Consider the following 20,961-nt stretch of genomic DNA (forward strand, 5'->3'; position numbering starts at 1 on the left):
ACTTGAAAAAAATTGTAGAAGTAAAGCAAGTAAACAAAACATATTCAATAGATGGAAATGCAAATTATCACGTTCTAAAAAATATAGATTTAGAAGTTTATGAGGGAGAATTTGTATCGGTTATGGGGCCTTCTGGTTCTGGGAAATCGACGTTACTATATAATATTAGTGGAATGGATCAAATGTCATCAGGAAGTGTGAAAATTGGTAGTAAAGAAATATCTTGTATGAAAGAAGAAGCGTTAGCCAAATTGCGCCTGACTGAAATAGGATTTATTTTTCAGCAGAGCAACCTTCTTAGAAACTTGAATCTATTTGATAATATCATCTTGTCAGCATATTTAGCGAAATGTGAGAGTAAGAAAATAGTAAATAAACGTGCTCTAGAGCTAATGGAGAATATGGGGATAAGTGATATAGCGTCACATTATATAACCGAAGCATCTGGGGGGCAATTACAAAGAGTCTCTATTTGTAGAGCGCTCATTAATAATCCAAATGTTATTTTTGCAGATGAGCCGACTGGTGCTCTAAATTTAAAATCAACAGAAGAAGTAATGCAAATCTTATTAAATATTAATCGTGATGGAACTACTATTATGTTAGTGACTCATGATGTAAAGGTAGCAGCGAAAACAGAAAGGGTTCTTTTTATGGCGGACGGAGAAATTGTTAGTGAAATACAGTTAGGTAAGCTTAGGAACCATGATTTAAAAGCGCGAGAAAAGAAGTTGTTAAAATGGTTAGCTGTACTTGGATTTTAAAGAGAAAAACTCCTATTGAATGTAGGAGTTTTTTCTTTGTCTTAAAGTTCTGAAAGATATATAATAATTTTCTGAATATTAAAATTGGAGGGGTACAAATGGAAAATGAAACGTTGCACACTCAAGAAGATATTATTAAAATGCTGGATTCATTATTAAGACCAGCAGAACCATTTTGGAATGAATTTTATGCGAATAGAGAAAAAGATGTTCCGTTTTTTGAAAATGTTCCAGATGAGAATCTAGTTTCGTATATACAAAAAAAGCGGGTTTCAAAAGGAAAAGTACTGGAACTTGGATGTGGTCCGGGTAGAAACGCAATTTATCTAGCAAATGAAGGGTTTGATGTAACAGCAGTAGATTTATCTATAGAAGGCATTAACTGGGCGAAAGAGAGGACTTTAGCAAAAGGAGTAGAAATTGAATTTATTTGTGATTCAATTTTCAATTTAGAGGTTCAAAATGAATTTGATTTTGTATACGATTCGGGCTGTTTGCATCATATTCCACCACATAGAAGAGTAAATTATGTGGATTTAATTAAAAACGCATTGAAATCAGGTGGTTATTTCGGGTTAACGTGTTTCGCGGCAGGTGATTTAGATGAGCGAAATGGATCAGAAATAACAGATTGGGACGTATATAGAGGATGGAGTTTACAAGGAGGTCTTGCTTATTCGGAAGAAAAATTAAGAGAGATATTTAAAGGATTTGAAGTGATTGAAATTAGAAAGATGGAACAGATTGAACAACCAAATACTATGTTTGGAGAATCATTTCTTTGGACAGCATTATTTAAGAAGAAATAAGAAAGTAGATAATTGACAAACTCATCGTTTTTATAGACAATATACTCATAAGAATGTATGTTCGTTTTTGTTAATCGATGTATATTTTGCATAAATACATAACAAGGGGTTGTCTCTAAATGAGTAACACAAATCAAAAAATTACTACGTTTTTAATGTTTGAAGGAAAAGCTGAGGAAGCGATGAATTTTTACACGTCGCTATTCGATCAATCAGAAATTGTAAGTATCTCTCGTTACGATGAAAACGGACCTGGTAAAGAGGGTACTGTCATTCATGCAACGTTTACATTACACGGGCAAGAGTTCATGTGCATAGATAGTTATGTAAATCATAATTTTACATTTACGCCAGCTATGTCTCTTTATGTAACTTGTAATACGGAAGAAGAAATTGAAACAGCTTTTAATAAACTAGCGGAGGATGGAGCAGTACTTATGCCTTTAGGTGCCTATCCGTTTAGTAAAAAATTTGGTTGGTTAAATGATAAGTATGGTGTGTCTTGGCAGTTAACGCTTGCGGAATAAATTGTAATTGATTTGTTTAATGGGTGTAGTTAAGAGGTTGAAAATTTAAATAACAAATAAAAAGGTGTTCCAACCGTCAACAAGTTTGGAATGCCTTTTTATTTGTTTAAATGAATTTGTATTTTTTCTATTTAGAATATTTTATTTTTCTTACTACTTTTTATCTGTTAATATAAATATAGAAAAATATGTATTAATTATTGGTTAGGTTAATAGAAAAAAAGCATAAATAGTAAATGATCTTACACTTAAAATGTAACAAGATAGCTAGGGGGAATAGTTATAATGGATACAACTCAACAAAACAGTAATGCATGGGATAAAAAGGTTGAAGAAGGTTCTAGATATACACAACCTGTAAGTAGCGAGGTTATTGAAAGAAGTAAATCAGGTGAATGGGAAATCACAGTTACCACAGAAAAATCAGTTCCTAGAGATTGGTTTCCAAAATCATTAGATGGATTAAAGATACTTTGCTTAGCGTCAGGTGGAGGGCAACAAGCACCTGTTCTAGCTGCTGCTGGGGCGGATGTAACAGTTACTGATATATCAAGAAAGCAGTTGGAACAAGATAAAAAGGTAGCAGAACGGGATGGGTTAAATTTAAAAACAGTTCAAGGAGATATGTCAGACCTCAGTGATTTTGAGGATGAATATTTTGATATTGTTGTAAATCCTGTTTCTAATTTATTTGTAAAAGATGTACATCTTGTATGGAATGAAGTTTCAAGGGTTTTAAAGAATAAAGGTATTCTCATTTCTGGATTTACAAATCCGTTACTATGGATTTTTGATGATAATCAAGAACAAAAAGGTATTCTTGATGTAAAACATTCAATCCCTTCATCGACATTGGATTATTTACCAGAGGATGAAGTTCAAGATTACATCGATTCAAATCAAACAATAGAATATGCGCATACACTGGAAGATCAAATCCAAGGCCAAATTGAAGCGGGTTTTATTATAACAGGTTTTTATGAGGATGATTTTGGTGGAACAAGGATATTAGATAAGCATATTAAAACATTTATTGCTACAAAAGCTATAAAGTTAAAGGTTGATTAAGAATTTTGACTTGTCACACGAGACGTTAGTCGAAGAAGGTTCTTAAAATAGTATATATAAAAGGAAAAGGGTGGCAATTTCCATCCTTTTCCTTTTATATAATTAGGTTATGCTTTTTATATTAAGAATTTTGCTGGCCGAATCTCTTCCCAAGTTTAGCTAGCAGTTCAGGTTGATCCCCTTGGCTCATTACAACTTCAACAAAGGTAAGCTGATCCTTATCAATACTTATTTTAGTTAAGACTTCTTGTAACTCTGTTTCATTTTCTACTTTACATGTTAGGCTTTTTTCTTCTGTTCCGAATACTTTCGCTAGTTTTGTGTACTCCCACATTTGTATGTCATTATACGGTTCGTTTTGACCATGAATTGCACGTTCAACAGTATAACCATTGTTATTAATTAAAAATATAATCGGTTTTAAATTTTGACGAAGCATGGTCGATAACTCTTGGACAGTTAATTGGAAAGAACCATCACCAATAATTAAAATGTTGCGCCGCGATAAATTAGCGAGCTGTGTACCAAGTAGAGCAGGTAACGTATAGCCGATCGATCCCCATAATGGTTGCACTACATATGTAGTATTGTTTGGTAAAGGGATAGCGGCACTACCAAAGAAAGGTGTTCCTTGCTCTGCAAGTAAGACGTCGTTTTCTTGTAAGAAATGATATATTTGTTGCCAAAAACGTTTTTGTGTAACCATTTGTGCTTTTGGATTGAACTCTTCTGTTATAGGTAGTGATTCTGAAATAAATGGCTTAATATCAAGCGTTTCTTCATTTCGATGCTTAATTACATCACTTAACTGTTGTAAAACATCTTTCATTACAACTGGCCCGTATTTTTTATCTGTAATTTTCACAGTGTAGGGATGAATTTCAATAACTTGTTCTTTCGTAAAACCTTGTGTGAAGCCACCTGTAATAGTATCAGTTAACTTCACACCAATACTAATAATACAGTCAGATTCATCAATTCTTTTACGCAAGTATGGAGAACTTACATCACCAGTATAAATCCCTATAAATTGAGGGTGTTTTTCTGGAAATATTCCTTTTCCCATACTTAACGTTGCAATAGGAAACCCTGTTTTTTCTACAAATTGATATAAATATTCTTTAGCATGAAAACGATCCACTTCAAAATCAGCTAAAATAATAGGTTTCTTTGCACTATTTATTTTTGAAATGGCATGTAGAAGCATTTTATCCAGTGTTTCTTTATTACTTAAAATCGGTTTATGTAAAATTGGTTCTGTAGGTTTATTAATTGGTTTATTATACACATCAATCGGCAAATTAATATGAACAGGGCGTTTTTCATTCCAACATGCACGTAACACACGGTCAATTTCCTCAGCAGCATGTTCTGGGGTTAAATTAGTTTGTGCAACGGTAATTTCTCGATACATATTGGAAAAGTGATTAAACTTTCCGTCGCCTAACGTATGATGAACGAGCTCTCCATTTTCCATTACAGTTGTTGTTGGCGTACCTGTTATTTTTATAACGGGTACATTTTCAGCATATGAACCAGCAATTCCGTTAATGGCACTTAATTCCCCAACGCCAAAGGTGGTAATAAGAGCACTGATTCCTTTTATACGAGCATATCCATCTGCAGCATATGCCGCATTTAATTCATTACAATTGCCAATCCACTCTACATTTTCATGTGCTATTACATCATCTAAAAAAGCCAAATTATAATCACCAGGGACACCAAAAATATGTCCAATTCCTAATTCGCTTAGTCGGTCTAATAAATAAGTACTAACAGTATATTGCGTTTTCAAGTGAATCATCTCCTCGTTGTTTTGCTGTCTTGTAATAAACGAAAGTAGCTCTAGAGTATGGATTTAAAAATTCATTACGAGAATGTGGTATAATTTACATACAGGGGGAAAGTAGATGACACAACATAAAGAAGAACAGATGAATGAAGCATTAGCATTATTTTACTTTGCATATAAAACATTTACTGAAAAGCCAGATGAAATTATAAAAGAGTATGGTATTCAAAGAGTACATCATCGAATTTTATTTTTTATCGCACGCTTTCCAGGGATAAGTGTAAATGAGTTATTATCACTACTAGAAATAAGTAAACAAGCTCTTCACGGACCATTACGACAACTTGTGGAAAAGGGCTTAATTGAGAGTAATGAAGCTACACATGATCGCCGTGTGAAACAGTTATCTTTAACAGAAATAGGTGTAGATTTAGAGAAAAAACTGAGCGATGTTCAAAGAGAACAAATGAGTGCTATTTTTTCAAAATTTGGTGAATCGTGTGAAGAAAATTGGCATCAAGTTATGAATGAAATGGCAAATAGTCGATCAGGTTTTGATGCTTGGATATCAAAACGAGAAGTTGTAATCGATCAAAAATAATAAGAAATATATCTGTTTTTATAGTTTGAAAAAGAACAAATTTTATCCATACATTTGGCAACTATGGTTTGATCATAGAGTGAATGGATAAAAAGATACATTACTAGATACTTTATACGTGTACGCAATGGAACAATAAAATTCACATTTCCGAAAGGGGAATTATTATGATAAAACTTGTACTTATTCGTCACGGACAAAGTTTATGGAATCTTGAAAATCGCTTTACTGGATGGACAGATGTAGATTTATCAGAGAATGGATTAAGTGAAGCGAGAGAAGCAGGAGCGATATTAAAGAAAAACGGATATACTTTTGATGTAGCTTATACATCTGTATTAAAACGAGCAATTCGGACGTTATGGATTGTACTTCATGAGATGGATCTTGCCTGGGTGCCAGTACATAAATCTTGGAAGCTAAACGAAAGACATTATGGTGCATTGCAAGGGTTAAATAAAGATGAAACCGCGCAAAAATATGGTGAGGAGCAAGTTCATATTTGGAGAAGAAGTATTGATGTAAGACCACCGGCTCTTACTGAGGATGATCCTAGATATGAAATGAATGATCCAAGATATAAAGCACTTAAAAAAGGTGAGTTTCCATTGACAGAATGTTTAGTGGATACGGAGAAAAGAGTACTTGATTATTGGCATTCAGAAATTGCGCCGTCATTAAAAAATGGAGAAAAGGTAATTATTTCATCGCACGGTAATACGATTCGTTCGCTAGTGAAATACTTAGATAACCTTTCAAGTGATGGTGTTGTTTCATTAAATATTCCAACGAGCATTCCGCTTGTGTATGAATTAGACGAAGATTTACGTCCAATTCGTCATTATTACTTAAGTATGGATGGAGAAGTACCTGAAGGGGAAATTCCGAAACATATTTCTTTTTAACATGAAAATTTGAAACGCATGCTTGTCTACATATACAATGTAGATTCAGGATAAAAGACGTGGTACCTTCTAATGTATATGCGATATTGCTAAGTTTAGAAGCTTGTCCACGTCTTTTGTCATAAAGAGAGCTGCTTATGCATGTAATGATATCGTGAGTAGTTTTTGAATGGAGGGTGATGTCATTGGTGATCTCTAACATTCGAATCGGTTTATTTATTTTAGCAATCGTTTTTCTAGTACTTATTTTCTTTTACTGGAGAAATGAAGAGTTGTACGAGGAGAAGAAGCAACGAATTAGAAAGACTTGGTATGGGTTGTTTATAGTATCAGTCACCGTGTATTTCATGATAAAAGGAATTGATTTAACCCTCTGGAAAAATCTTTTAATGTTCACTGCAATGGTTATTTTCGTTGATATTGCCTTTATTTTAACACCTAATATTTCAGAAATATGGGGAGCGAAATTTAGCGATATCGGCAAGACTGTTCAATCGATAAAACGGTCATTAATTGCTTCTAAAGCAAGAGGAGAAATATACACAACAATTATTCAAAATGTCAATCCAGCAGTGTTCGGTACGATGGAATGGCATACGGAAGAAGAATATACAAAAAGTTTAAACGCATTTTTAGATTCATATGGGGAAAAGATTGGGGCGAAGATTGTTGTATTTGAAGCGGCAAAGGAATTAAATACGAACTTTCGCGGTATCCGCTCGCAATTTAGTATTATCGTTCCGTTTGAACACATTGAGCAATTGAATGAGCAGAAAGCGGTGCAAGTAGAAAATGTCGGAATTATACCAGCAAAAATAGTGAGTGATGTTTTTATTGTTATTGATGGGAAGAAAAATAATCTGCAAGATCGAGATTTTGAAAATGTATATAATTTAACAATACATCATAGTTATTTTAGTAAATAAGGACAGAAATTTTTTCTGTCCTTTTCACTTATACATAAAGGTAATGCGAATTTAGACAAACTTGTATAAAATCGGACAATCATTCCTACACTAGCACGTAGAGGTGATTGTAGTGATAAAAGATTATGACAATGATTTTTTTAAAGAAGATAATGAAGATACAACAGATTTCTCGTTAATAAAAGGAGATACATTACAGCAAGTAGAAGAGTTAGAAGAAGAATTAAAAAGAAAATGATACTTGTACACGCTGTCTACATTTACGATATAATATAAATAGAAGATTGTATCTTTTTGAAAAGGGGGAGAGGAGATGACTGAAGTAAATGTACAAAAGTCTTCATTTTTTAAAGAAAAAAAAGAAGAACTAAATACAGATTTCTCTCTTGTGAAAGGTGCATTGACTCAAAATGTGGATCGATTAGAAAAATTTGTAGAGGCAATTCCATATAAGTATATAAAAGAGAATGCGTAAAAGCATTCTCTTTTATATACACTCTTTATGATTTGCTTATCTGCTATTTCTTTTTTGTTTAAAAATGATTTTATACATATAATACCCAAGGGCCGCAAAAAGGAGTCCAATAACAGCACCAACTATTTCTTTCATAAACAATAAGTATAACGAAGCAATAATTAGTGTAAATAAGATTAAAATTAATACATACTTTGAAATAAATTCTAACCCTTTGTACACTAGTAGAATGACACCTGAAAGAACAGTGATGATGGGTAATATCCTATTTTCGAAAAAGCCTTCCTTTTTTTTGCTAGAATGCTGTTGTTTATTCAATATAAATATACTCCCGTCTTAAAGGATTAATCTTTTATTAGTTTTGCTATTTCATTTTCGAAAAGATTTTTGGTTAAATAGGTTATATCAAAGGAATCATTTATTATATTACGAGTTAATAGCCATTGAGTGTTGGGTGATTCAATAACAAAGAGTCCATTGTCAGAAATAACCTCATTCTTTTCTGTTGTATCTAGACGCATAATAGTGTAAATAGACTGTGTTGTTTTTAAATCTATTATGTGTGAAAAATTATTTTAACCAAAGATATATTAGATTATAATTCCATTAAAATCTACTTTTTTATAATATCAAATATTATTATTAAATAGTAGATTAATATTGGTAATTTTATGATAATTAACAAAAATAAAAAAGAGAGAATGCCAGCTAGGAGTTGAAGGTACATCAGATTTCTCGTTAATTAAAGGGGATACGATGCAGCAAGTAGAAGAATTAGAAGAAGAATTAAAAAGAAAATGATACGTGTACACCCTGTCTGCATTTGCTATATAATATAAATAAAAGGTTGTATTTTTTTGAAAAGGGGGAGAAGAGATGGCTGAAGTAAATGTACAAAAGTCTTCGTTTTTTAAAGAAAAAAAAGAAGCACCCAATACAGATTTCTCTCTTGTGAAAGGTGCATTAACGGAAAATATAAATCGGTTAGAGAAATTAATGAATAATAGTACTTCAAAATATATGAGAGCAAAAAAAGAGAAAGAAAATGCATAGTGCATTTTCTTTCTCTTTTTATATGTAATTTAAATGTTTAACGAGCAGATATTAAAGTATGAAATAGAAAGTGAAAATAATGAATCATGGTATAATGATAAAAGACTTACATATTATTTTGTCATTTTGAGAGGAGCTTAAAAATGTATTCTACTTTAGAACAATTAACAAAGCACCCTGTATTTTATCATTTTGCAGAAATTTCAAAGATTCCTAGAGGATCGGGTAATGAAAAGGAAATTAGTGATTATTTAGTAGGCTTCGCAAAAGAGCGTAACTTAGAAGTGATTCAAGATGAAGCATTGAATGTCATTATTAAAAAAGAAGCAACTGCTGGTTATGAAAATGTACCAGCAATAATCATTCAAGGTCATATGGATATGGTGTGTGAAAAAAATCAAGCAACTGTACATGATTTTGAAAAAGATCCAATTGAATTACGAATCATTGGGGACATGTTATATGCAAATCAAACGACTTTAGGTGCTGATAATGGTATTGCAGTTGCGTATGCAATGGCTTTATTAGATTCAAAAGACATTCCGCATCCAGCACTTGAAGTAGTTATTACTACTGAAGAAGAAACAACAATGGGTGGGGCTTTTGCTGTTGAGGCAAATCACTTTGATGGTAAGATTTTTATTAATATTGATTCTGAAGAAGATCATAAATTACTTGTAAGTAGTGCAGGTGGTGCGAAAGCTGTTGAAACAATTCCAGTAATATGGGATGAAGCGCCGGCGGATACAGATGCATACCGTCTATATGTTGGTGGTTTAAAAGGCGGACATTCTGGTATGGAAATTGATAAACAACGTGGTAACGCGAATAAAGTATTAGGACGAGTATTACGCGATTTATCAGCAAATATTCAATTTGACATAAGTGAAATTCACGGCGGATTAAAAACAAATGCAATTCCGCGTGAAAGTGTAGCTACAGTTGTATTACGTACAGAAGATGTAGAGAAAGTAGAAGAAAAACTAGAATCTTGGACGAGAGTATTACAAGAAGAAATGCGTGCTGTTGATCCAGATGTTCACGTTACACTTACAAAATTGGATGAGAAAGTAGAAAAAGTATTTGCTAAAGAGACACAAAAGCAACTTATTTCATCATTATTCTTAATTCCAAACGGCATTCAAAGTATGAGTATGGATATTAAAGGTCTTGTAGAAAGTTCAACAAATTTAGGCGTTATTGAAACGTTACAAAATGAAATTAAATTACGTAACGAAGTGAGAAGTTCTGTAAGTAGTTTAAAACAACATGTTGCAGATGAGATTAAATGTATCGCCGATTTAGTTGGTGCAACATTTGAAATCGAGTCAGAGTATCCAGAATGGCCATACAATCCGAATTCACAAATTCGCAATTTGTTTGAAAAAGTGCATCAAGAAAAATACAATAAAGATGTTGAAATCTTTGCTGTACATGCAGGAATCGAATGTAGTGTATTCGTTCAAAAGATGCCTGAATTAGATGCAATTTCATTCGGTCCAGATATATTTAACGTTCACACTCCAGATGAACATATTAGTATTTCTTCTGTTGTGAATAACTGGGGCTTCTTCGTTGATGTAATGAAGGGTACGAAAGAATTAGCTAAATAATATTCATAAAATGAAGAGTAGCCTATAAAATTTTATAGGCTACTTTTTTGTATAGAGTTTTATTAGAAATTTATTTTTGCGTTAGTATTTAATTTTTGGTTTTATTTCTAGAGGAGATCGTACCAAAGACCGCTCCAGAAATTGCTCCGATTAAAGTCATAAAAATTGCACTCCATGCTGCAAATGACATTATTACACCTCCAAATAATAAATTATTGTTTCTTAGCCTTTTGAATAGAAATGATAATTGCAACAACTATTAAGAAAATAAGAGGAGACCAAGAATAGAAAGACATGTAATATTCTCCTTCTAATATTAATTTTAAATATTTTTATAGATAAATTATCGCATTTTTAAAGAGTGAACAAATAAAATATGCACTATTGCATATTTTATTTGTAGAACTTAAAGAACTCGAAATAGTTATTGAATAAAATGCTAATTTATAAAGAGAGTAAGCATTTTTTTAACCTTAAAAAGGGTGAATAATTAAAAAGCTCCGCTATCTTATATAAGGTAGCGGAGCTTTTAAAATGGTTTTTACTCAATAAAAATAGTATCCAATATTTTTTGATGAGGTTTAATTATTTTGAGATTTTAAAGCTGCCTCCATAATAATAATTTTCTCCAAGTTTCATAACAGCTACATATGTTCCAGGATTATAAGCCTTAGTAATAGGTGTTACAAATCTACCATAATTATGATTCAAACCCGAGTCATAAATGGTTTTATATCTATGTAAGTTTATTTCATCATTTTCATTCCCGCTCAATTGATATATTTTTACAATACCAGTATCTTTACCACCAGTATATATAGTAACATCGAATGTATCTCCATGTTTTAAGTCACCAACTGCTAACTCTTCTATAAAATCTGCATTATGATGTAATAAAAAATAGCTTTGCCAACGCCAATTATCTAAAAATTGCGATTCCTTTTGTATAAGTTGCGATTCAGCAGAAACAGGTGGGAGCGTACCAATTGTATTCGAAAATAAAAATCCTCCAACAGTCAATGCACCAATAATTGTTGATTGTCTTAAAAGTTTCATGTTCTAAACCTCCTATTTACTTAAGGATTCAGAAATCGTTTTGTGAAAAACTAGCTGTGAAATCTAATGGATAATAATATCTTCTATAATCATATTAACATTTATTGATTTATCAGATAAATTAAAATGTAATAAGACTATATCGAGGAAGTTACAGCTAATACAGGAAAGAAGTTAGATGTATAGTTAAGAAACCTTTATGATATGTAATTGGGATTTGTTATTTGAAAATTCGATTGTTTTAATGTTTAAATTTCAATTCACACTTTAAGTTTCAGTACATCATGTTGCAATTTGACTTATGTAATTTAACACGTTATGATTTTTTTATTATAACAGAAAGGCTTGAATATAATGATTCGTCGTTTGAGAAAGCTAAAAAATGTAGCAGTCGTATTAAGCTTCTAAGTGAATTATAAAGATCTACAATACTTAGAAGCGAGGAATAAAGGTATGAAGTATCCATTATATAATCATTGGTCAGAAACGAAGTATTTAAAAGATATAGTTACAAATCCACTCATTGAGGTAGGAGAGTACTCCTATTATTCAGGTTATTATGGTCATCAAAATTTTGAAGATGGCTGTGTAAGGTATTTGTGGGGGGATGCTAAGTCCCGAGCACTTTTCAATCCAATTGAACAGATGGGATGGCATCTTGATAAACTCATTATTGGGAATTATGTTTGTATTGCCAGTGGAGTAGTCATTTTAATGGGTGGTAATCATAATCATCACTCAGGATGGATTACAGTATATCCATTCGCTGAGCAAATTGAACATTCATATGAACCGAAGGGTGATACAGTCATTAAAAGTGACGCTTGGATTGGAATGAATGCTATAATAATGCCTGGCGTTACAATTGGTGAAGGTGCAATCGTTGCAGCAGGAACTGTCGTAAGTAAAGATGTTCCGCCGTATACAATAGTTGGTGGAAATCCTGCTAAGGAAATAAAGAAGCGGTTTAATGATACAGAAATGAATATGCTGATGGAAATGCGTTGGTTTGATTGGAATAGAGAATTAGTTGAGAAGGCAATGCCCATATTATCTAGCTCATCTATTGAACTATTATATGATTTTTATAAAAAGGAAGTAAAAAATAGATAAGTCTGTGAAATAAACTACATTCTATATAGGATGTAGTTTTTTATTATAAAAAATTAATAGTCTAGATTAAGAAAAATTCATCTAAATTCCGGAAAGATTTTATATAAAAAAATACAGATGAATCATTAGCAATTGCTAGTATGAAAAAAGAATGGTGTTTATTTTGATTTTTTAATTTAAGGTAACCTGGTACAAGGATAGTTTAATAAAGTTACACAGGATGAAATGAGATTCATTATTCAATTAAATTCCAATGAAAATAGATATACGCTGTGAACTATTATATAGTGTAGATATGAACAACAAAAAGGGGGAGTACATATGTGGAAGCGATTTGTAGCGATGGGTGATAGTTTTACCGAGGGCATAGGGGATGAAGTTGAGGGAATAGCATTAAAAAGCTGGGTAGATCATTTTGTTCAACTGTGTGTAAACGATATAGAATATGCTAATTTTGCAAAGCGTGGGTTAGTAACTAAAGAAATTCGGTCACAGCAATTGGAAAAAGCATTAACGTTTAATCCAGATTTGGTAAGTCTAATCGCAGGTGCAAACGATGTATTAAAAGGACGTTGGAATCATCAAGAATATAAGAACGATATGGAATTTATGATAGATACATTAAGTAAAGCAGATGCTGATATTATTATAGGAAACCTTCCAGATTTTACAGTTAGGCTTCCTTTATCATCTAAAAAAAAGCAAGTAGTAAAAGAACAATTATTAGAGGCAAACGAAGTTATACGTTCACTGAGTAAAGAGTATAAGCTTCATCATGTTGACTTTTGGAATCATCATTTAGTTAATGATGATACGGTTTGGTCTAAGGATTTAATTCATCCAAACTCAAAAGGATATGTGAAAGTTGCTGAAGTGATTTATAGTAGTATACCTGTACGTGATTCTTCTAAATAAGCTTTAGAACGAATGGATCCCCTGTCCCATACAGCGCAGGGGTTTTGATTCAAAATAAAATGTATAAATTAAGTACAACAAAAAAGCATTCTTCCTAATCCAGAATGCTTTTTTGTTGTGTCTGTAGAAAATTGATATCTCCTTTTTATTTTCATTTTTGAAAGGTTACCATCGTTAGTAGTAAATAGAAGAGGTAAATAAATTGAAATGGACAAGTGAGGGTAATTTAAAACTTTAACAAAACAGTTATGAAGTAAAACATAAATAGAGCACACAAATAAGTGTGCTCTAAGAAAAAAAGGTAATACAAGTAGAATATTGCGTGAAATGCACAAATAATAATCAGATTTTTATGAGTGTATTTTTAACATTGTATGCATTACTTGCTTTTTTAGAGCCTGTCATGTGAGAGAATATATAGCTGATTATTTTATGAAAGTAATTGCACACTTTTACATTTTTAGTAGGATTTTTTAATTGAAAAAAGATAAACAATGGAACAAATACAACTTGTATCTTGTCTATATATTGAAACCATAATAAAAGCGAGGGTAGTTTTATGTTTATTCAAATAAGTTCGAGGTGTGGAAATGGAACAGAAGTTTATTGAAAAATGTAATCATGATGAGCTTGACTATGTTATAAACGATTATTGGCAAGATGTATGGAATTATTCATTTATTATTACGAAAGATCCACACTTATCAGATGATATCACGCAGGATGTATTTATAAAGGTATTTAAAAACTGGAATTCATTTCGAAAGGAGTCATCTATTAAAACGTGGATATTAAAAATTACAAGAAATACGGCAATAAACTATTTGAAATCCTCCTATTTTAAAAGGATATCTTTAGTAGGGTTTTTTAGTGATGATAAACAATCCCCATCGGCAGAAAAAGAATTTTTTAATCAAGAGGAAATGAATGAAGTGTGGGATGTTGTATTAAAACTACCTAAAAAACACCGTGAAATAATAATTTTAGACGCGAAATATGAATTATCTTATGAAGAAATGGCTGAAACACTAGGAGTATCTATTGGAACTGTAAAATCTAGATTAAGCCGAGCGAGAAGTAAGGTTTCAAAATTAATTGGGGAGGGTAGTAGTGATGAACAATAAACAAAATCCCAACTGGTATAGTAAATTAAAAAAAGGTCCAATGGAGAATCGTAAAAATGAAGAGGAATTTATTTATAAAATAAAGCAGTCTATATATGAAAATAATGAAGTGGATCTTGTAAAACATAAAAAAACGTTTCGTAAAAAAGCGCTGCCTATTGTAGTTGTTTTCGTTTGTACAATGTTATTAGTTATTGTTCAACAACCTTGGCTTGATGATAATAAATCACCGGTCCAAAGCAGCACTCAAATTAAGCCTAAAACGAAAGATGAGTCTGCGAAAGATCCAACATTAAGACAATTTATGAATGATTTATATCAAAGTACAAATGCAAAAAATGAAAACGACTTGAATAGAGCGTTAAATGATGAAGTTTTATTTAAAGGGAAGAGTTATAAGAAGGAGGAATTGAAGTTTGATGAAGATATTTTTCATGAGTTGCAAGTTGCCCTTACAATGGGGGGAGAATTTACAAATGATACAAAACAAGCATACAAAGTACCAAGTGGATTGACAGAAAGTAATGAACCAAAGCAAGCACATTTTATATATGCAACTATTACTGGAAATAAAACAAAAATTTTAGCTGAACCAAAACGAGAATCACGAGTTTTATATGAAGTATCTAATGAAATGGTAAAAGCTTGGATTCCGGAAAAAGTGCAGAATGATGGATATATAAAAGTATCGACAATAAACGGTAATACTGGATATGTACAAAAAGAGTATGTTTTAACTGATATTAAATATACTTTCATGTTCGAAAAGGATCGTGAAGGTAAATGGAAAATAACGAATATTGATTCTATATGGTAAAAGAGGAAGGTTCATTAAAGTGAACCTTCCTCTTTGCTTTTAATCTCTTTTTGAAGTGTATTCCAAGACTCTAAAATTTCTGATGTAACGAGAGCAGCGATGTTTTTTTCTGAATTACTACCAGGAATAACGACAGAAATGGCGATTTTTGGATCTTCGGTAGGAGCATATGCAATGAAAAGAGAATGGTTGATCATTTTTGCTTGCTCATTCGGAAAACCTGTAATTCCTGTTTTACCTGCGACGTCAAAGGGCAGCTTTTTAATCTCCTCTATATTTTGACTCATTCCACCTTGCACGACATTCCAAAAGTTCATCGGATAATGATTTGAACTTTCTAAAATGGGTTTAAACTTTTTTGTTTCCTTACCATTTGGACCAATAATAGCACTTGCGATGTGAGGTTTATATTTGTCACCTTTACTAGCTAAAGTCGCTGCATATTGAGCAAGTTGAAGAGGAGTGTGTACTTCATTTCCTCCCCAAGAGGCATTTAATAAAGCTGAGATTCCATTTTCAAATTTATTAGATGGATGAAGCTCATATTGTCCGTCTTCTTCAAATGGTAAATCAATCCCTGTTTTAGAACGAAGACCGAATTGCATTAAATAATCGGTCCATATGTTTGCTACTTTTTCTATATTACCATTATTTTCGTTGAATAAAGGTAGTGCTACTTTTGCTGTCATAAATGTGTTAGATGAATTGATGATAGCCTGCCGCGGTGTAATCTCCCCAGTTGGCGTTCCAGGTGCATTCACAATGTTATTTTGATTATCATAATGAAAACTACCCTTATCTAAATAAGTATCTTCAGGTTGAAAGAGCTTTTCATTTAATCCAATTAAAATAGAAAGTGGCTTTATAGTAGAGGCCATATTTATATAAGATTCATCGTACTTTAATTTTTGAATTGCTTTATTTTGCGAAAGTGATTTAATGTTTTCTTTTCTAGAAGATACATGTGTATGTAATATATTTGGATCAAAAACTGCCGAGTTGACCATAGTTAAAATTGCGCCAGTTTTTGCATCGCTCACTACAGCATAACCAGCTTTAGCATCAGGTGTTTTCTTAATTTGAGATCTTAATGCTTCCTCTGTTTTTTGCTGTAACTTAGAGTCTAAAGCTAATTGGACATCTTTTCCTTTTTGTACTTTTTGAATATTCCATAAGAACTTTTTGTTATTTATTTTAAAAATAAGAGTTTTACCCGGTTTTCCTTTTAAATCATTTTCATATTGCAGCTCAACCCCGCTTTTTCCAACAGGCATATACTCTGAATTAAGGTCATTTTCTACATAACCAATTACTTGTGAACCAATTTCATGCTTGGGATAATATCGGATCACTTCATTTTTAATTATTACATTATTGGGTTTGTTCTTATTTACGAATGTAAGTTCACTCTCATTTATGTCAGAGTATAACGGTATATCATTCATAGTTTGCTGTTTACAAGATTGTTGTAAGTGTAATTTTATGTCTTTTGCAGAAATGTCATGTTGAAACCCGCTTGAAAATTGATGGAAAAAAGCTAATGTGTTTGATGTATCTAGTTTTGATATCTTTTCATCATTAAAAGTGCAATATAGAGACTTAACTTTCTTATTTGTAGCTAGTATTACACCATTTTTATCAAGTATTTGTCCTCTTTCGGCTGAAGAAGTTTCGATAGTAATTGAAAAGAAATGACTTTTAAACAAAATTATTAATGTAAAACCTACAATAGAAAGAATCGCTATAAATCTCCATCTTTTTATTTTTGTATGTAACATAAAGCCCTCCCTTTTTAGCTTATTCCATATTATAGTTAATTATTTTTTTTGTAAATGTGGAACAACTTAATTATTTAGGTTGTCTATTAAGTATTACAGCATGAAGAAAGGAATAAATAGTATGAAATTTCACTTTTAAGATGAGTCGTTATACAGTGTAGCATTTCTAATGCAAACGACAAAAAATAGAGAGAAAACAAGAAAGGAGAGTTTTGAATTACGCAGCAAAACGAAAAGAAATGGATGCTTACAATGGTTTATTGAAAAAGTTGAAACGATATTTATAATCGGCCATCGTTACGTAATATATAAGCAAATATATGGAGGATTTATGGAAAAGCAAAAAGGAAATAAGAAGACATATATATCTATTCGATTAAATATAATGTTCCTTTGCATATTTTTACTATTCTCAGCTATTATTGTTCAACTAGGAAAAGTGCAAATTGTAGAGGGAGAGGCTTATAAGAACCAAGTGGAAAACAATCAAAATACAACAACTAGTATCCCAGTTCCACGTGGACAAATACTAGATCGAGAAGGAAAAACAGTTGTTAATAATAAATCTCTTCGCACAATTACGTATACAAGGGTAAAGGGAATTACGAGTGAAGCTATTTTAAAAACAGCAAAAGACTTGGCAAAAGTACTTGAAATGCCTGAACAAGATATAAACAAATTAACAGATATCGATAAAAAAGATTTTTGGATGCAGTTGAATACGAAACGTGCGGAGACAATGATTACGAAAAAAGATATAGAAAAGTTTAAAGAAAAGGGAATAGAGGGAAAAGAGTTAGATAAAAAAATAGAAGAGTTAAGACGAAGTCGAGTTACAGAAGTAGAATTGGCAGAATTAACAGCACAAGATTTAAAGGTGTTAGCTATTAAAAGTAAAATGAATTCAGGTTATCAACTGACACCACAAATTATAAAAAAAGATGTAACAAATCAAGAGTATGCGCAAATCAGTGAAAATCTTGCGGAGTTTCCTGGGGTAGATGCAACAGTTGATTGGGAGCGCAATTATGTAAATGGTGATTTATTTCGTTCCGTGTTAGGTAATATTACGAGTAGCGAAGAAGGTCTGCCAAAAGAAAATTTAGATTTTTATTTAGTACGCGGATATAACCGTAATGATCGTGTAGGGAAAAGTTATATTGAACAACGATATGAAGATGTGTTACATGGTACAAAAGAAGAAGTGAAAAATATTACAGATAAATCAGGAAATATTATAAATACAGAAATAATTTCTAAAGGAAAAAGTGGTAATAGTTTAACATTAACGATTGATATGGAATTACAAAAGAAAGTGGAAGAAAGTTTAGAGAAAAATTTGAGGGCTTTTAAGAGTTCAGAGCCACTATTGGACCGAGCTTTTGTTGTTATGACAAATCCGAATAACGGACAGATTTTATCTATGGCAGGCAAAAGGATTGTAGAAAAAGAAGGGAAAATGGAAATCGAGGATTTGGCATTAGGTAATATGACAACTTCGTATGAACTAGGGTCAGCTGTAAAAGGTGCAACTTTATTAACTGGATATGAGACAGGGGCAATACAACCAGGAGATCAATTTTATGATGCACCGATGAAATTTAAAGGTACACAAGCTAAGAAATCGTGGAATGTATCCGGATTTGGTAATATTAATGATTTACGAGCTCTACAAGTATCTTCGAATGTATACATGTTCCAAACAGCTTTAAAAATTGCGGGCGTTAACTACGTACCAAATGGTTCATTGGATATAAAACAAGAAGCATTTAATACGATGCGCTATTATTTTAAGCAATTTGGCTTAGGAGTTCCTACGGGTATTGATTTACCGAATGAAATAATTGGACAAACTAGAAAAGTAGATAGCCAGCCTGGTTTTTTACTAGATTTTTCTATCGGTCAGTATGATACGTATACGCCATTGCAATTAGCGCAATATATTTCAACAATTGCTAATGGCGGTTATAGAATGCAACCTCAAATTGTAAAAGAAATACGAGAGCAATCAATAAAAGAAGAGGTTGGCAAAGTTATTCGCTCAATAGAGCCTGTCGTATTAAATCGAATTGATATGAAGACAGAACATATTAATCGAATAAAAGAAGGCTTTAGATGGGTATTCCAAGAAGGTGATGGAACTGGCGTGAAGTATTTCAAAAATGCTTCATATAAACCAGCAGGAAAGACAGGAACAGCTCAAACTGTATATGGTGGAGATCATCCAATTGGTAGAAATGCAAAAGGAGAACGTATGGAATGCTACAACTTAACGTTAGTTGGATATGCTCCATATGATAATCCAGAAGTAGCATTCTCAGTAGTAGTTCCGTGGCTTCGTAACGATAAAAGTGGAATTAATTCTATAATTGGAAAAGAAGTTTTAGATGTATATTTTGATTTAAAACAGCAACGTATAAATGGTGAAACTACTCATACAGATGTTCCGAATCAAAATTAGAAAAACGTATACGCTTTTCTTATGGAAAGACATACTGTTTATATAAAGGTCTTTATAAAAGAAAAATGAGATTGGAAATAAGAGATAGCGACGATCATTGTGGCTATCTCTTATTTTGCTAATGACTCTCATACTAGCTAAAAATTTTTAAAAGTTTATGGAACAAATTTGTTTTGGTGATTGTCTATTATGTGTACGTAAAAAATGGTTAAGAACTTGAAAGGAATGATGATTTTGAAAAACAAGAGGATGCTAAAAATAGGAATATGCGTTAGTATATTAGGTTTAAGTTTTACAAGCCTCGAAGCTTTTACAGGAGGGCCATTGCAAGTTGAAGCGAAAGAAAAGAAAGGGCAAATAAAACATAAAAATCAGGCGACGCATAAAGAGTTCTCTCAACTTGAGAAAAAATTTGATGCTCGATTAGGTGTATATGCGATTAATACTGGTACAAAACAAACAATCGCTTATCGACCTAACGAAAGGTTTGCTTTTGCATCAACTTACAAGGCTTTAGCGGCAGGAGTATTACTGCAGCAAAACTCTACTAAGAAATTAGATGAAGTTATTACTTATACGAAAGAAGACTTAGTGGATTATTCACCTGTTACAGAGAAACATGTAGATACTGGAATGACACTAGGAGAAATTGCGGAGGCTGCTGTTCGTTACAGTGATAATACTGCAGGGAACATTTTATTTCATAAAATAGGCGGACCGAAAGGATATGAAAAAGCGCTTAGAAAGATGGGGGATCGGGTTACTATGTCTGATCGCTTTGAAACAGAATTAAACGAGGCTATTCCAGGAGACATTCGTGATACTAGTACAGCGAAAGCAATTGCTACGAATCTTAAAGAGCTTACGGTCGGAAATGCGCTTCCGCATCAAAAGCGTAACATTCTTACAGATTGGATGAAAGGGAATGCTACAGGAGACAAACTTATTCGTGCAGGCGTGCCAACTGATTGGGTAGTTGCAGATAAATCAGGAGCGGGAAGTTATGGAACACGAAATGATATTGCTATCGTTTGGCCACCAAATAGAGCACCAATTATTATCGCAATTTTATCTAGTAAAGATGAGAAAGAGGCTACCTATGATAATCAACTAATTAAAGAGGCGGCTGAAGTTGTCGTTAATGCTTTTAAGTGATAGTCT

Annotated in this window: 21 protein-coding genes; 17 read left to right on the top strand and 4 right to left on the bottom strand. The window is 32.3% G+C overall.

The features are described from left to right. The first annotated feature begins 2 nt into the window (after positions 1 to 2). The 4 genes from MR070_RS07975 to MR070_RS07990 all read left to right on the top strand — a co-directional run bounded on the left by MR070_RS07975 (position 3) and on the right by MR070_RS07990 (position 3,168). Positions 3 to 764, top strand: coding sequence for an ABC transporter ATP-binding protein (locus MR070_RS07975; RefSeq protein ID WP_044791806.1), 762 nt, complete (start codon positions 3 to 5; stop codon positions 762 to 764). 98 nt (positions 765 to 862) lie between these two features. After that, positions 863 to 1,573, top strand: coding sequence for a class I SAM-dependent methyltransferase (locus MR070_RS07980; RefSeq protein ID WP_242261003.1), 711 nt, complete (start codon positions 863 to 865; stop codon positions 1,571 to 1,573). Between the two features lie 119 nt (positions 1,574 to 1,692). Further along, entirely contained in the window at positions 1,693 to 2,100 is a 408-nt protein-coding gene (locus MR070_RS07985) for a VOC family protein (protein WP_087931797.1), read from the top strand. 285 nt (positions 2,101 to 2,385) lie between these two features. Beyond that, positions 2,386 to 3,168 carry a class I SAM-dependent methyltransferase gene (locus MR070_RS07990; protein WP_044791803.1) on the top strand — a complete coding sequence of 261 codons (783 nt, stop codon included), beginning with the start codon at positions 2,386 to 2,388 and terminating at the stop codon, positions 3,166 to 3,168. Positions 3,169 to 3,289: 121 nt separating this feature from the next. Here the strand turns inward: MR070_RS07990 and MR070_RS07995 are convergent, their stop codons facing one another. Continuing rightward, positions 3,290 to 4,975, bottom strand: coding sequence for an alpha-keto acid decarboxylase family protein (locus MR070_RS07995; RefSeq protein ID WP_242261004.1), 1,686 nt, complete (start codon positions 4,973 to 4,975; stop codon positions 3,290 to 3,292). A 106-nt stretch (positions 4,976 to 5,081) separates the two neighbouring features. On the opposite strand from MR070_RS07995, the gene MR070_RS08000 reads away from it, so the two are divergent. The 5 genes from MR070_RS08000 (at position 5,082) to MR070_RS08020 (ending at position 7,870) form a co-directional block, all read left to right on the top strand. Beyond that, complete coding sequence (locus tag MR070_RS08000; RefSeq protein ID WP_242239275.1) at positions 5,082 to 5,564, top strand: MarR family winged helix-turn-helix transcriptional regulator; 483 nt, start codon at positions 5,082 to 5,084, stop codon at positions 5,562 to 5,564. Positions 5,565 to 5,731: 167 nt separating this feature from the next. Beyond that, the gene (gene gpmA, locus MR070_RS08005) at positions 5,732 to 6,469 is read left to right on the top strand and encodes a 2,3-diphosphoglycerate-dependent phosphoglycerate mutase (protein WP_242261005.1); all 738 of its coding nucleotides are present in this window, start codon (positions 5,732 to 5,734) and stop codon (positions 6,467 to 6,469) included. Between the two features lie 188 nt (positions 6,470 to 6,657). Further along, positions 6,658 to 7,395, top strand: a complete 738-nt coding sequence (locus MR070_RS08010) for a type II toxin-antitoxin system SpoIISA family toxin (protein WP_041184221.1) — start codon at positions 6,658 to 6,660, stop codon at positions 7,393 to 7,395. A 112-nt stretch (positions 7,396 to 7,507) separates the two neighbouring features. Beyond that, a complete protein-coding gene (locus tag MR070_RS08015) occupies positions 7,508 to 7,633 on the top strand; it encodes a hypothetical protein (protein WP_000588712.1) in 126 nt (41 codons plus the stop codon). 75 nt (positions 7,634 to 7,708) lie between these two features. Then, a complete protein-coding gene (locus MR070_RS08020; protein WP_242261006.1) occupies positions 7,709 to 7,870 on the top strand; it encodes a hypothetical protein in 162 nt (53 codons plus the stop codon). 36 nt (positions 7,871 to 7,906) lie between these two features. Here the strand turns inward: MR070_RS08020 and MR070_RS08025 are convergent, their stop codons facing one another. Continuing rightward, positions 7,907 to 8,188, bottom strand: coding sequence for a hypothetical protein (locus MR070_RS08025; RefSeq protein ID WP_001041553.1), 282 nt, complete (start codon positions 8,186 to 8,188; stop codon positions 7,907 to 7,909). 558 nt (positions 8,189 to 8,746) lie between these two features. Between MR070_RS08025 and spoIISB the strand changes: the two genes are divergently transcribed. Together spoIISB and pepD are read left to right on the top strand one after the other, a co-directional pair. Beyond that, complete coding sequence (gene spoIISB / locus MR070_RS08030) at positions 8,747 to 8,923, top strand: stage II sporulation protein SB (protein WP_063223876.1); 177 nt, start codon at positions 8,747 to 8,749, stop codon at positions 8,921 to 8,923. 143 nt (positions 8,924 to 9,066) lie between these two features. Beyond that, a complete protein-coding gene (gene pepD, locus MR070_RS08035; RefSeq protein WP_242261007.1) occupies positions 9,067 to 10,536 on the top strand; it encodes a beta-Ala-His dipeptidase in 1,470 nt (489 codons plus the stop codon). A 585-nt stretch (positions 10,537 to 11,121) separates the two neighbouring features. Here the strand turns inward: pepD and MR070_RS08040 are convergent. After that, the gene (locus tag MR070_RS08040) at positions 11,122 to 11,592 is read right to left on the bottom strand and encodes a DUF5065 family protein (protein WP_000771842.1); all 471 of its coding nucleotides are present in this window, start codon (positions 11,590 to 11,592) and stop codon (positions 11,122 to 11,124) included. 453 nt (positions 11,593 to 12,045) lie between these two features. On the opposite strand from MR070_RS08040, the gene MR070_RS08045 reads away from it, so the two are divergent. The 4 genes from MR070_RS08045 (at position 12,046) to MR070_RS08060 (ending at position 15,561) form a co-directional block, all read left to right on the top strand. Further along, positions 12,046 to 12,705, top strand: a complete 660-nt coding sequence (locus tag MR070_RS08045; protein WP_242261008.1) for a CatB-related O-acetyltransferase — start codon at positions 12,046 to 12,048, stop codon at positions 12,703 to 12,705. Positions 12,706 to 13,026: 321 nt separating this feature from the next. Further along, entirely contained in the window at positions 13,027 to 13,620 is a 594-nt protein-coding gene (locus tag MR070_RS08050; protein WP_242261009.1) for an SGNH/GDSL hydrolase family protein, read from the top strand. Positions 13,621 to 14,210: 590 nt separating this feature from the next. Beyond that, on the top strand, positions 14,211 to 14,744 hold the full coding sequence (locus MR070_RS08055) for an RNA polymerase sigma factor (RefSeq protein WP_000435495.1): 534 nt from the start codon (positions 14,211 to 14,213) through the stop codon (positions 14,742 to 14,744). After that, positions 14,734 to 15,561: an SH3 domain-containing protein gene (locus MR070_RS08060; RefSeq protein WP_242261010.1), complete on the top strand. Its 828-nt coding sequence runs from the start codon at positions 14,734 to 14,736 to the stop codon at positions 15,559 to 15,561. Before MR070_RS08055 ends, MR070_RS08060 begins: the two co-directional genes overlap by 11 nt. Positions 15,562 to 15,575: 14 nt before the next feature. On the opposite strand, the gene MR070_RS08065 is transcribed toward MR070_RS08060, so the two are convergent. Beyond that, on the bottom strand, positions 15,576 to 17,339 hold the full coding sequence (locus tag MR070_RS08065; RefSeq protein WP_242261011.1) for a peptidoglycan D,D-transpeptidase FtsI family protein: 1,764 nt from the start codon (positions 17,337 to 17,339) through the stop codon (positions 15,576 to 15,578). A 331-nt stretch (positions 17,340 to 17,670) separates the two neighbouring features. Here MR070_RS08065 and MR070_RS08070 point away from each other — a divergent pair, with 331 nt between their 5' ends. Beyond that, the gene (locus tag MR070_RS08070) at positions 17,671 to 19,800 is read left to right on the top strand and encodes a peptidoglycan D,D-transpeptidase FtsI family protein (RefSeq protein WP_242261178.1); all 2,130 of its coding nucleotides are present in this window, start codon (positions 17,671 to 17,673) and stop codon (positions 19,798 to 19,800) included. Positions 19,801 to 20,004: 204 nt separating this feature from the next. Next, positions 20,005 to 20,955, top strand: coding sequence for a class A beta-lactamase Bla1 (gene bla, locus MR070_RS08075; protein ID WP_396021576.1), 951 nt, complete (start codon positions 20,005 to 20,007; stop codon positions 20,953 to 20,955). Positions 20,956 to 20,961: the final 6 nt, after the last annotated feature.

Source organism: Bacillus cereus group sp. BfR-BA-01453 (assembly GCF_022662915.1).
GTDB classification, from domain to species: Bacteria; Bacillota; Bacilli; order Bacillales; family Bacillaceae_G; genus Bacillus_A; species Bacillus_A paranthracis.